Annotated in this window: 13 protein-coding genes and 4 tRNA genes; 5 read left to right on the top strand and 12 right to left on the bottom strand. The window is 28.6% G+C overall.

Annotated features, from left to right (window positions below):
* Positions 1-30: 30 nt before the first annotated feature.
* A complete protein-coding gene (locus tag RRF68_RS05170) occupies positions 31-942 on the bottom strand; it encodes a lysophospholipid acyltransferase family protein (RefSeq protein ID WP_218773431.1) in 912 nt (303 codons plus the stop codon).
* A 91-nt stretch (positions 943-1,033) separates the two neighbouring features.
* Here RRF68_RS05170 and RRF68_RS05165 point away from each other — a divergent pair, with 91 nt between their 5' ends.
* A complete protein-coding gene (locus tag RRF68_RS05165; protein ID WP_315945218.1) occupies positions 1,034-1,675 on the top strand; it encodes a rhomboid family intramembrane serine protease in 642 nt (213 codons plus the stop codon).
* A gap of 35 nt (positions 1,676-1,710) precedes the next feature.
* Here RRF68_RS05165 and RRF68_RS05160 read toward each other — a convergent pair.
* From RRF68_RS05160 to RRF68_RS05145, 4 genes are all read right to left on the bottom strand, one after another.
* Positions 1,711-1,783 (bottom strand) — tRNA-Gly (locus RRF68_RS05160).
* A gap of 43 nt (positions 1,784-1,826) precedes the next feature.
* Positions 1,827-1,899: transfer RNA gene (locus RRF68_RS05155), tRNA-Gly, on the bottom strand.
* Between the two features lie 43 nt (positions 1,900-1,942).
* Positions 1,943-2,015, bottom strand: a tRNA-Gly gene (locus RRF68_RS05150).
* A gap of 272 nt (positions 2,016-2,287) precedes the next feature.
* Positions 2,288-2,524 carry a hypothetical protein gene (locus RRF68_RS05145; protein ID WP_315945217.1) on the bottom strand — a complete coding sequence of 79 codons (237 nt, stop codon included), beginning with the start codon at positions 2,522-2,524 and terminating at the stop codon, positions 2,288-2,290.
* Positions 2,525-2,662: 138 nt separating this feature from the next.
* On the opposite strand from RRF68_RS05145, the gene RRF68_RS05140 reads away from it, so the two are divergent.
* Complete coding sequence (locus RRF68_RS05140; RefSeq protein ID WP_315945216.1) at positions 2,663-3,556, top strand: MBL fold metallo-hydrolase; 894 nt, start codon at positions 2,663-2,665, stop codon at positions 3,554-3,556.
* The gene (locus tag RRF68_RS05135; protein WP_315945215.1) at positions 3,553-3,984 is read left to right on the top strand and encodes a GNAT family N-acetyltransferase; all 432 of its coding nucleotides are present in this window, start codon (positions 3,553-3,555) and stop codon (positions 3,982-3,984) included. The genes RRF68_RS05140 and RRF68_RS05135 overlap by 4 nt, the downstream gene beginning before the upstream one ends.
* Positions 3,985-4,020: 36 nt before the next feature.
* Here the strand turns inward: RRF68_RS05135 and RRF68_RS05130 are convergent.
* A tRNA-Met gene (locus RRF68_RS05130) sits at positions 4,021-4,094 on the bottom strand.
* A 102-nt stretch (positions 4,095-4,196) separates the two neighbouring features.
* On the opposite strand from RRF68_RS05130, the gene RRF68_RS05125 reads away from it, so the two are divergent.
* Positions 4,197-4,580: an START-like domain-containing protein gene (locus RRF68_RS05125; RefSeq protein WP_218773427.1), complete on the top strand. Its 384-nt coding sequence runs from the start codon at positions 4,197-4,199 to the stop codon at positions 4,578-4,580.
* Positions 4,581-4,677: 97 nt separating this feature from the next.
* Positions 4,678-5,508 (top strand): aminotransferase class IV, encoded by an 831-nt coding sequence (locus RRF68_RS05120; RefSeq protein ID WP_218773426.1) that lies wholly within the window; start codon positions 4,678-4,680, stop codon positions 5,506-5,508.
* Here RRF68_RS05120 and RRF68_RS05115 read toward each other — a convergent pair.
* The 6 genes from RRF68_RS05115 to RRF68_RS05090 form a co-directional block, all read right to left on the bottom strand.
* Positions 5,505-6,062: a YqgE/AlgH family protein gene (locus RRF68_RS05115; RefSeq protein ID WP_315945214.1), complete on the bottom strand. Its 558-nt coding sequence runs from the start codon at positions 6,060-6,062 to the stop codon at positions 5,505-5,507. The two genes, RRF68_RS05120 and RRF68_RS05115, sit on opposite strands and share 4 nt — an antisense overlap.
* Positions 6,063-6,152: 90 nt before the next feature.
* Positions 6,153-6,902, bottom strand: a complete 750-nt coding sequence (locus tag RRF68_RS05110) for a LytTR family DNA-binding domain-containing protein (RefSeq protein WP_315945213.1) — start codon at positions 6,900-6,902, stop codon at positions 6,153-6,155.
* A 1-nt stretch (position 6,903) separates the two neighbouring features.
* Positions 6,904-8,895: a histidine kinase gene (locus tag RRF68_RS05105; protein WP_315945212.1), complete on the bottom strand. Its 1,992-nt coding sequence runs from the start codon at positions 8,893-8,895 to the stop codon at positions 6,904-6,906.
* A 108-nt stretch (positions 8,896-9,003) separates the two neighbouring features.
* Positions 9,004-10,089, bottom strand: coding sequence for a hypothetical protein (locus RRF68_RS05100; RefSeq protein WP_315945211.1), 1,086 nt, complete (start codon positions 10,087-10,089; stop codon positions 9,004-9,006).
* Between the two features lie 28 nt (positions 10,090-10,117).
* Entirely contained in the window at positions 10,118-10,333 is a 216-nt protein-coding gene (locus tag RRF68_RS05095; protein WP_218773421.1) for a hypothetical protein, read from the bottom strand.
* Between the two features lie 148 nt (positions 10,334-10,481).
* Positions 10,482-12,656, bottom strand: coding sequence for a PepSY domain-containing protein (locus tag RRF68_RS05090; RefSeq protein WP_315945210.1), 2,175 nt, complete (start codon positions 12,654-12,656; stop codon positions 10,482-10,484).
* Between the last annotated feature and the right edge of the window lie 5 nt (positions 12,657-12,661).

Genomic DNA, 12,661 nt, shown 5'->3' with positions numbered 1-12,661 from the left:
TTTAATTTAAAGCAAAAAAAAACTTCTCAATTATTTTTGAGAAGTTTTTCTGATTTTTAACCATTCGTCGTATTTGTCTTTGTGCTTAAAGCGTTTGTGAGACCATAAATAGCACTCTGGTTGTTTATTTATATTTCTTTCTGTTATTTCTAAAAACTTATCTGTTATTTCAAAATTATCAAAACTTTTAGGGTTGTCTGTTATTAGTTCAAATTCAGTTTCAAAATATCCTCGTTTAATCTTTGTGGTATTCATGTTAACAACTGTTAAGTCGTATTTTTTAGCTAAGATTTCAGCGCCAGTATGTACAGGTACTTTTTTATTTAAAAAATGAGACCAATATCTTGTTTTACGTACTTTAGGTGATTGATCACTTAGTAAAATATAAAGAGTTTGTATTTTTTTTGCTTCTCTGCTACTAATGGTTTTATTAAATTCAATTGTAGGAACTCCTTCGAAACCAAATTTGGTTCTTGAAGTTTTTATCTTTTTTTCAAAATATGGATTTTGTATTTTCGTATAGGCTCCGTAACAATTAATATCTAAGAATTTAGGCATTGCAAAAGCCCATTCCCAATTTGCTTGATGAGCGCCAACTAGAGCAATACTTTTTCCTTGTTTTGTTAATTCGTTTATCAATTCAGGGTTTTTGTATTTGTATCTTTTTAGTATTTCTTTTTCACTAATAGTAAAAGATTTAATGCTTTCAAAAATTAAATCAACAAAGTGTCTAGAGAATTTTCTTGATAATTTATTTATCTCTTTTCTTTTTTTATTAGGAAAAGCTGTGTTTAAATTACCTATAATAGTTTTTTTTCTATAACCAAGAATATGGTATAATACAAAAAAGAAAAAGTCTGAAAATAAATATAAAATTCCCATAGGTAATCTTGATAGTAACCATATAAAAGGGTAGGTAATGGCAAATGTAAAAAACTTCATATTGTAAATTTAAAAATGCAAATATCGCATTAAATTATTAATCATTTGCTTTATTAACTTTTGATTATTTTTGTGGTAATAAATATAAAATATGAGTCAAATTATTTTAATACTAATAGTCGCAAACGTTTTAATTTCTTATAAAGGTTTTAATGATCTTGTTTTTTTTGATAAATACAAGTTTCAAGTGCAGAAGATACTAAGCGGCGATAAATTACGAATGTTAACATCGGGTTTTTTGCATGTAGATTGGATGCATTTAGGGTTTAACATGTATGCTTTGTATCTTTTTGGAAAAGTAGTGGTTGTTAATTTCGGAACTCCTTATTTCTTGCTGATTTACGTTGGTAGTTTGGTTGCAGGAAGTCTATATTCATTATATCAACATAAAGAAGAATTATATTATAGTGCTGTTGGTGCTTCGGGAGCTGTATCTGGTGTTATTTTTTCATCAATAATGCTCTATCCAGATATGGAATTAATCATGTTACCAATTCCTATTCCTTTGCCAGGTTATATTTTTGGTATTGGGTATTTACTGTATTCAATCTACGGAATGAAAAACCAAGTAGGTAACGTTGGGCATTCTGCACATTTAGGTGGTGCAATAGGAGGTTATGTGTTAACAATATTGTTAAAGCCGAGTGTTGTGGGGAATAATACTTTAATGATCGGAATTATCGGAGCGATTATAGTGGGGTTGTTGTTATTTGGAGATAAATTAAAGAGGTAAAATAAAAAAGCCGAAACATTTGTTTCGGCTTTTTGAGCGAAAGACCAGGTTCGAACTGGCGACATTCAGCTTGGAAGGCTGACGCTCTACCAACTGAGCTACTTTCGCATTGGTAAATAAAGATTTTAGAGTCTATCTTTTAAAGACTTTGAGCGAAAGACCAGGTTCGAACTGGCGACATTCAGCTTGGAAGGCTGACGCTCTACCAACTGAGCTACTTTCGCATTGGTAAATAAAGATTTTAGAGTCTCTCTTTTAAAGACTTTGAGCGAAAGACCAGGTTCGAACTGGCGACATTCAGCTTGGAAGGCTGACGCTCTACCAACTGAGCTACTTTCGCATTGGTAAAGATTATTGCAATTACTTGCTGTGCTATTAAATAAAAATAAGTTCTATTGTAAAGCGGTTGCAAATATAAAATAGTTTCTAGAACTTACAATGGTTTTTTACATAAAATTAATAAAAATTTTGATCTTCTCTCATAACTTTCACGAAATGAAAACCATAGATCTCAAATCTTTCATTATAATAAAATTTATGTGACTTCCTATTGCCTGTATAAGTGCTTAATTCGGCTGCTTCACATCCTTTAGCTTTTGTATATTCGTAAATTCATTCAAAAAATAGCTTTCCTAAATTTATACCGCGGTATTTTTTATCAATAATAACATGATCTGGTTCTACACTTTTTCCCAGGTAATGACGCATACTATACCAAAGGCCAGAAATACCAATTAATAAATTATCATCAAAAATATTAACACACTCGTATGTGTTATAAGTAGCCATTTCTAATACACGTTCTTTTAAAAGATTAGTAGAAGTAGTTGTATTTATCTTTTTTATCAATAGATTTAAAGCTGATATTCATTAATAGTTTAAAATTTTATAGAATATTAATAAGAGTTTCGTTTCTTGTAATTATATGGTAACTTACTTCTTGTAATTACAAAGTTCGTTAATAGTTGTGTATTTAAAATTAAAATCATGAAATTTAAAAAAGTAATAGCAGTAAGTTTATTAGGTGTATTTAGTTTAGGTGTTTTTTCTCAAAAAAAAGAAGTGAAAATTTCTTCTGAAAAAATAACAGAAAATATTTATATGTTGCAAGGTCAAGGTGGAAATATCGGAATTTTTGTAGGAAAAGAAGGTGTTTTTATGATTGATGATCAGTTTGCTCCCTTAACAGATAAAATTACCAGTAAAATCAAAGAAATTACAGATAAACCAATAAAATATTTGGTTAATACACATTGGCATGGAGATCATACAGGAGGAAATGAAAATCTAAAAAAAGAAGGTGTTTTAATATTTTCGCAGGAAAATGTTAGAAAAAGAATGAGTATGGATCAGGTTATAAAAGGGAAAAACAAAAAAGCAGCACCAAAAGAAGCATTACCTGTAATAACCTTTTCTAAAGATATGATGTTTCATATAGATGATGAAGATATTTTAGTTTCTCATGTTCATAACGCACATACCGACGGAGATTCTCATGTGTATTTTTTAAATAGTAATGTAATACATATGGGAGATACTTATTTTCAAGGAAAATTTCCTTTTATAGATATAGAAACGGGTGGAAGTATTGATGGTTATATAGCGTCTATAGGCAAGGTTTTGATGCTTGCAGATGATAAAACAAAAATTATTCCTGGACATAGAAGTATTTCTAATAAGAAAGAGTTACAAATTTATAAAAGCATGTTGGTAACTTTAAGAAGCCGTGTGCAAGAAGCTTTAAATGAAGGAAAGTCGTTTGATGAAGTATCTAAAGATAGTAATATTACCAAAGAGTATAAGGATGAATATGGAGCATGGTTTATATCTGCTAAAAAATTTCGAGAAACTATATATAAGAGTTTAAAGGATAAGAAATGATTAATATTAAAGAAATTAAAGCAGAAGATACCTACGAGATAAGATTATCTGTTTTACGAAAAGAAATTGATTTACCGTATAAATTTAAAGAAGACTTTGATGAAAGTACTTTTCATTTGGGCGCCTATCATAATAATGAGTTAGTAGGAGTTGCAAGTTTTATTAAAAATAAAATGGAGGGTTTTGAAGAGGATCAATACCAATTAAGAGGAATGGCTACAGTCTTAAAAGTGAGAGGTAAAGGTTATGGTAAAAAGATAATTAATGAATCAAAGAATATTTTAGGTCAAAAAAACACACATATTTTATGGTGTAATGCTCGTAAAGAGGCAGTTTCTTTTTATGAAGAGTTAACTTTTAATATAGTAGGAGCAGTATTTAATGTTGATAAAGTAGGTGAGCATTTTAAAATGTTTACTAAAATTTAGGTAAAAAAAAACTCAAACCGTTAAGTTTGAGTTTAGTAGCGAAGAGCAGATTTGAACTGCCGACCTCAGGGTTATGAATCCTGCGCTCTAACCAACTGAGCTACCTCGCCTAATGCGGGTGCAAATATACAAGATATTTGGTTTTAAGCAACAAAAAATGAAATTTTTTTTTAAAAAATAAAGATATATATTGCCACCTCAAGAAAAAAAAAATGAGTAAAGTAAAGTTCGAATTAGAATTCCCGATACATGCATCACCAAGTATGTTATATAATAGTTTAGCAACTCCCTCAGGATTAGAGGAGTGGTTTGCTGATAGAGTTAATTCTCGAGGAAAATTAATCACTTTTATGTGGGATGATTCTGAAGAAGAAGCAAAAATATTAGCTAAAAAGAATAATGAACGCATTAAATTTAAATGGGAAGAAAGTGAAGATGATGAAAGTTATTTTGAATTTAGAATAGAAGTAGATCCTTTAACTAAAGATGTAGTGGTAATTGTTACCGACTTTGCAGATGATGAAGATGCTGTAGAAGAAGCAAAAATGTTATGGGAAAGCCAAATAGAAAGTCTAAAAAACAGTATAGGAGCTTAATCTTTTATAGTAGCTATTAAAAACTCGACATTTTGTCGAGTTTTTTTATGGCTACTAATTACCTAAGCTGTAAATTTGCAATCAAATTTTTTGAGAGATGCTAAATTTTAACGGGAAAATAATATCAAATAAAGAATTACAATTATCTAACAATAATAGAGCCTTTAAATATGGTGACGCTATTTTTGAAACGGTAAGAGTACTTAATGCTAAAGTTGTTTTTTTCGAGGATCATTATTTTAGGTTAATGGCATCTATGAGAATGCTACGTATGAAAATACCGATGGAGTTTACGTTAGAATTCTTGCAAGAAGAAATTTTAAAAACTACAAAAGAACTTCCAAAGGCAGATAACTATAGAGTTAGATTAACTGTTTACCGAAAGGATGGAGGATTGTATAAACCTGAGTCAAACGAAATTGATTACTTAATAGAGGCATCTGAGTTTACTTATATAGAAAAATCTAGTTATAAAGTAGATTTGTTTAAGGATTTTTATAACTATTCAGGGTTGTTATCAACTATAAAAACTTCTAATAGGATGTTAAATACATTGTCTGCTGTTTTTGCAGATGAAAATGATTTAGACAATTGTATATTATTAAATGAAAGAAAAGGGGTTGTTGAAGCAACGAATGGAAATATTTTTATAATAAAAGATAACATAATAAAAACTCCGGCCTTAACAGAAGGATGTATAAAGGGAATTGTTAGAAAGAAAGTAATTGAAATTCTAGAGAAAAACTCAGAATACATTATTGAAGAAACTACCATTTCTCCGTTCGAATTACAAAAAGCAGATGAGGTTTTTATAACCAATGCAATTATAGGTATTCAAACGGTAACTAATTATCGTAAGAAAGAGTTTACCTCAAATATCACTAATAAAATTAAAAGTAGTTTAAAATTAGTAACAATAACAGGTTAATTCATTTGAATATCACTTGGTGCATTTGCCCAAATTTTATACTTACCGCCTTTTTGCAGCAGCTTTTCTTTCCACAGGTTTTTGTCGTTTGTGGTTAAAATATTTGTGTAATCATTTTCGGAAATAAACCAAGAATCAGTGTTTAATTCATCTTCTAGTTGATTTGTTTCCCAACCAGAATATCCTAAAAAGAAACGTATATCAGTTGATTTTAATTTATTACTTGTTAAAAGTTCCTTTAAAAGCTCAAAATTACCTCCCCAATAAATACCATTTGCAACTTCAATACTATTAGGTATTAAATTTGGTACTTTGTGTATAAAGTATAAATTATCTTCCTCTACCGGACCTCCTTGGTATATTGTGAAATCACAATCTATTTCGGGCACTAAATCACTTAGTACGTAATTTAAAGGTCTGTTTAATATAAAGCCAACAGAGCTTTTTGACGTGTGTTCTGTTAATAAGATAATAGTTCTCTTAAAAGAACAATCATTTAAAATAGTAGGCTCTGCAATTAACAACCTGCCTTTTTCGAGTTTAAGTGCAACCATATACTTAATTATTTACATCACTAAAATAGGTAAAATTTTAATAAAAATTTAACATAGTTGTTAAAATATATAGTAAATAGTAAAAAAAGTTTATATTTTTTCTAAAATATGAATAACTTCATTTCGTTTTCGAACAGAAACAGGTATTGTAATTTTGTTTTTTAAGACCAAATATCCTCCGTCAGATTTAATGAACTCTTTGATATACTGTATGTTAATTAAGTGACTTTGGTGTACTCTAATAAATTCAAATTCTTTTAACATGTCTGCAAAGTACTTGAGTGTTTTACCAACTAAAATTTTTTGATTATCGATTAAAAAGAACTCTGTATAGTTATTATCGGACTTGCAACGTACAATATCATCTAAGTTTACCACAATAATTTTATCAGAAGTGCTTAAAGAAATCTTTTTTGGGCGCAAATTAGGTTGCTTTATAGATTCTTGTAAAACAGTTAATTGTTCCTTATCTGGTTTAATTTGAGTTTTAGCTTTATCAATGGCATTAGATAAATCTTCATTCGTATATGGTTTTAATATATAATCGATGGCAGCGAACTTAAAAGCTTTAATAGCGTACTCATCACTTGCGGTAACAAAAATTATTTTTGATGATAAATTAGGGTGAATTTCAAGAACATCAAAACCAGTGCCGTCACCAAGCATAATATCTAAAAATAAAATATCGGGTTGTTTTTTTCTTAATAATATGGATGCTTCTACAACACTTTTTGCGGTACCGATTATTTCTATTTCTTTGTAGTTATTTAAAATGTCGTTTTGTAACATTTTTAAAGCAGATGGCATATCATCAACAACAATAGCAGTTAATTTACTCATGTTAAAAATCAGTTTTTAAAGGAATTCTAAAAGATACTTTTGTTCCGGTTATCTTATTTTTATGGATGATTTCATCAATATTAAATAGGCTTTTTTTAGACAAGGCTCTAATACGTTCTTCAGTGATTTTAATAGCAACTGAATTATGAGAATTTGCGTTAGTGTCTTTTTTTAATTGATGAATTCCGATACCGTTATCAATAATAGTACATACTAAAAACTGATTCTTAATAGAGAAATCAATCGTGATTTTACCTTCTGATGTTGTTTTAAAAGCATGTTTAATACTATTTTCGACAAAAGGCTGAATTAGCATCGGCGGAATTAATATTTCTTCAGGATCTAGTTTTAAATCGGTAATAATTTCATATTTAAAAGTATTTGAACTCATTTGCTGCTCTAACTCTATATAGTTTTTAAGAACTGATATTTCTTCAGTTAAACTAATTTCTTCTTGTCTAGAATTATGTAGAATTCCACGTAACAACGTTGCAAATTTACTTATTGTTGTATTGAGTTCTGCAGATTTTCTGGTAGTGCCTAAAGCTTTAATTCCGTTTAAAACATTAAAAATAAAATGCGGATTCATTTGTAACTGCAGTGCTTTTTGCTCTAGCGACAATAAATGATTTTCTAACTGTAGTTTTTTAACTTTAGCTTTGTTTTTAGCTTTAATTTTTCGAATATAAAATAAAGTTACCACTGTTAATAAAAAGAATATTAAAGTGATGCTTGCCCATATAAACCATTTTTTTTGATAAATAGGTGTATCAATAAAAAATTGAAAATGTATTGGCTTGCTTATTTTTTTAGCACTTTTTGATTGTACCGAAAAAGTATAGTTTCCGTAGTTTAAATACGGAAAGTCAACGGTATTTTTAGAAGTCCAATTACTAAATTCATTATTTAATTTATAGCGGTATAAAACATCTTTCGGATTGTTAATGTTAACCGTTTTATAAGTAAATGAAATATGGTTTTTAGTAGGTTTTAATTGTAATGTTTTTTTATAGTTGTTAACATCAATGCTGTCTAATGATTTGTAAACCACTTCAATATTTTGAAAGGTAATTACAGGGTTTTTTTCTGTAACATTCTTTCCTTTTAACTTGTAAATACCTTTGTTTTTTGTGGCAATCCAAATATTTTTTTGCTGATCCTGAAAAACAGTATTTATTTTATTTGTTGTAAATGTATTGTATTTGTTGATGTTTTTTTCAAAGTTAAAATTCTCATTAAGTATTTCAATTCCGTCATTTTCAGAAATAATCCAAAATTGATTGTTAATAAATTTAATATCAATTATGTTCATTAAAGAGCTAGTAATTGTCTTAACCTTGTCGTTATTAATTAATTTAATGCCGTTGTTATAAGTAGCTGCAATTGTCTTTTTTTTATGAAAAATAATAGAAGTGTAATTACCTAAGTCTATTCTTTTTAAAAGAGTAGGATTAATTAAATTATCTAGTTTCCACAATGCTTTGTTGGTTGCAATCCAATAAAAAGAACCATCAAACTTTAAATCGTTTATTTTATTTAAATCAATCTGAAAATTGGTTCGAATATTAGAAAGGAAATCCTCACGAACTCTTAATATGCCTTTATCTGTACCTAAAAAAGTACCAATATTAGTAGTTAGTATACAGTTGATTTTTTTTTCATCAAAAGAACTAAATATATTATTATTTCTAATACTTAATCCGTTATTACTACCAATATAAAGAGTGTTTTTCGTAGTAGTAACAACTGTTGATTTATCAGTTAGTAATCCGTCTTTTTTGCTAAAGTTTATAAACTCATATCCGTCAAAACGAGAGATTCCTTTATTAGAAGTAAACCATAAATAACCAATTTCATCTTGTGTAATATCAGTAATAGTTAAACTAGGTAACCCATCATTTAAATTATAATTTTTTAGCGTATTTAACTGTGCAACTGTATTTGTAACAGTTAATGAAAAGATAAAAATAAATACATATTTAAGTAACTTCATAATAACAAACTTAACTAATTTAAACGTCATCGCGATAAAGTATAAGAAGTAATCTTTTTAAGATAAATACTGCTACTTTATTAGCGATGACGTTCCCCAAATATTAAATTATTTCATAGCGTATAAGCGCTTATTATTCGTGTCGGGTTTAATGTGTTCTAAGTCGCCAAAAGGTTTTGTAAGTGGCTTTAATACACACAGCACAGATGTTTTTCCTTTAATAAGTAACTTGCTATCTTTTATTTTATAGGTCCATCTAAATTTTTCAACAGGAATATTTAGTTTATTCATCTTTTTCATTAAATCTTCATCATTGGCAATAAAATCCATTAACTCTTCTTGCATTACAAAAGTTGGAATTTCTTCATCTGAGTGTAAATAATCAACTTCTAAACTTACAGGCACACTAAATTGTTTTGTATATGGCTCGCCTATGTAACGCTCTCTTTCGTTTGTTAAAGCAGCAAACCAATCTATGTCTCTTTCCTTCGGATATTTTTTAGCAATTTCTTTAGATAAATCTACTTTTCCTGGTGAATTTGCTGTCGGATAAAATACGTAATATGGTGCTGCTAAATAGTGATTCGTAAACTCGCCTCCGAATATATTAAAGTAAGGTGAAGCTACAACTTGCGGAACTTCATCCGTAGAAAAAGCTTGTTTTAAACTATTTAAAAGTGCTTCATTTTTACCTAAGCCGTTTGAATGAAATACAATTTTAGTGTTTATGTTAATTCCTTTTTTTAGTGTTGGTAAATTACCTTTAGAAATACTTTTTTGTAAAGATTCTGTTGTAATTTTTTCTCCGTTTACAACCGTTTCAAGATGCATTCCTTTAAATGGGGTACTGTAGTTAACAATATGAATATCGCCGTACGGATTTTCAGTAGCGTTTTTATTCATCCACGTAATAATTTCTTCTAAAGAATATTCCTCATTTATGACACGGTATTTTTTATCTTTAAAATAAGCTCTAGCGCTATCATAAAATTTACTATCGCTTTTGTCATATCCAGCAATAAATACAATTGGTTTTCTTGAATTTAAATTAATCTTGTTTACCGTTTCTTCTTTTTTAGCAATGTTTCCCAGTTCTTGAGTGTTGCTTTTTCTTGTTTTATCACAGCTTGTAAATGTTCCGATTAGTAGTAGTAATCCCATTACTATTCCTACTTTTAAAATGTGTTGTTTCATAGGTATTGTTTTTAAGGTTATTATTTTATTATTGTTGTAATATGATCGTCACGTTCTTCTCTAAATTAAAATTTGTAGATAATTTATTTAAAATGTTTGGCAGGTTTCTGTCACTAATCCATTGACCATTTTTTTGCTTCTCAACAGAAGCTATTAATCCGTTGTTGTTTATCTGTAATTTTAAGCTGTTATATTTGCTTAAATACATTTTTAATACTGATGAGTAATTGTTGTTTGACCACATAATATTTGTTTTATATGTTCAAAAGTAGGAAGGAAGTAAGGAGTAATTTTAAGCTAATTAGAATTCGTAGTAGATAAATTAGAATTCGTTGAAAAAGGAAGTGTTCTAAAAATAACTTCTTATCTAAATGAGTAAATAAGAAGTTATTTTAATAACAATCTGTTTTAATTTGATTTGCTTTTTGAAAAGTACTTAACGGAGTGTTTAATTGATGCAAAGAAATTTTTTCTAAAACTTTTATAACACCATTCATCATACTAATAGAACCGCAAATCATAATGGTTCCGTTGTTTTTTAATGTGGATGCAATTAAGGCTTGCTCTTTTAAAATAAGATCTTGCACATACGCTTTATCTTGTGCTTGCGAGTAAGTAATATGAATATTTTCTTCATTTAAATTTGTTAAAAAAGGCGCATACATTTTTAAAGATTCTTTAGTTCTTGCTCCCCAAAATAAATGAGTTTTTAATGGATTATGTAACATTCCTAAGAAAGGAGCAATTCCTGTTCCGTTAGCTATTAAAATGGTGCTTTTAGATTTTTTAGAAAAATGAAATGCTTTGTTTTTTTCAATTCTAGCAAGTAAAGTATTTGCTGTTTTAAGATTGAAAAGTAAATTTGAACAAACACCTAATTCGTGTTTTTTTATACTTAATAAAATATCATTGTCAATTTTCCCTACAGAATATAAGCGTTTAACGTTATCGTTTTTTGGAGTGATCGCTAGTAAATCACCCGATGAAAAGCGCATTTTTTTAAGAGGTCTTAAACGGATTAAAAAAGAAGCATCTGTATTTAATTCAGTAGTATTTATTACCGAAAAAGCTTGCTGTTTTTTAGGTTTAGCTAGTTTTTGTTTTAGTTGTAAGTCGATATTTGTTTTTTGACTCCATTGTATCCCCCAGGTTTTAAAATCATTAAAATTTTGATTGTTAATTTTATAAAGAGGTAAAGTAGGAGAGAAGTGCTTTTTCTTTTTAAATACGTTATCAATTTCAATAGCAAACTTGCAATATTCAGGATATGCTAATGAGCCAAAACCAACTACAGCATAATTTATGGAGTTTTGCTGTTTAATTTTTTCTGCTAATGTTAAAAAGTTACCCGCATTTGAAGGAGGTTGCCCTTCGCCATAAGTTGCCGTCAAAACAATTAATTGGGTAGCTTTATTATAAGATGTGTAGTTGTTTAAATGGTCTATAAAAACAGTTTTTTTATCAGTAATTAAAGCGTTGTATAAAGAAGATGCAATACTAAAAGTACTGCCTGTTTCTGAGCCAACTAATATAATAATTTCTGAATTTTCTTTTTTAAACTTGTTCTTAGGTAATGAACTTTTACGTTTTCTTTCTAACGTCATGGCGAAACCAGAATAGATAAAAAATAAAATAGCAAGACAGGATAAAAGTAAAATTATTGCCCAAATAATAGTACCACGACCGGTATGTAAAAACAAACTCCAATCTGATAAAATATAAACCCACGACAAGTTTTTATCGCTAATTATTTCACCAGAATATTGATGAACAATCAGCTCTTTGGTTTTTAATTTTAAGAAAAAATAATCTTCGGCATCGTCAGAAAAAGGAAATTCAATACTTTTAACTTCATTTAATTGAATGTCTTTAAAGATAGAGAACTCCTCAGCGGAAATTTTTTTATCCAAAGAAATCTCTGAAAAATCAAAAGTATGGTTAATGTTGTTTTCTGGTAAAAGAGAAAATTTTTCTAGAGATAAGTATACAGCGGTTACTGTAATTATTACTATAGGAATTAAGGTAAATCGACCAATAATTACATGATAATATTGATTAAAACCTTCCTTAACAACTTTAGTGAAGAAACGTATAATTCCGCCTTGCCTTTTAATGATAAGAATGCTTCCTGTAATAGTAATTAGCAATAGGAGGAAAGAGAAAAATCCAACTAAAAAACGACCGGTAGATTTTAAAAATAATGAACGATGTAAATTGGTTGTCCATTTAAAAATAGATGATTTAGAAACAACACTACTTATTTTTTTACCTGTAATAGGATTAATGTAAAACGTTTCATTTTTTCCGTTTTTGGTAATTACGGCAGCGGTAACAAAATTATGTTCATTAACATCTATAGTTATTACCTCTTTGTATTCTTTTTTTAAAGAAGAAATTGTTTGAGAAAGGGAAACGTTATCAGTAGTTATTGCATAAGGTTTTAATTGATTCGAAATAGGTTCGAAACTTAAAATTATACCGGTTACAGCAGCAATAAGTATAAAAATAGATGAAGATATAGCCAGTGTTAAATGGCTATACCTCCATACATAAGTAGTTAATTTCATTAAAT

The sequence above is a fragment of the Tenacibaculum sp. HL-MS23 genome, assembly GCF_032463465.1.
Lineage (GTDB): Bacteria > Bacteroidota > Bacteroidia > Flavobacteriales > Flavobacteriaceae > Polaribacter > Polaribacter bernardetii.
This window is presented reverse-complemented; position numbering and strand designations above follow the sequence as displayed.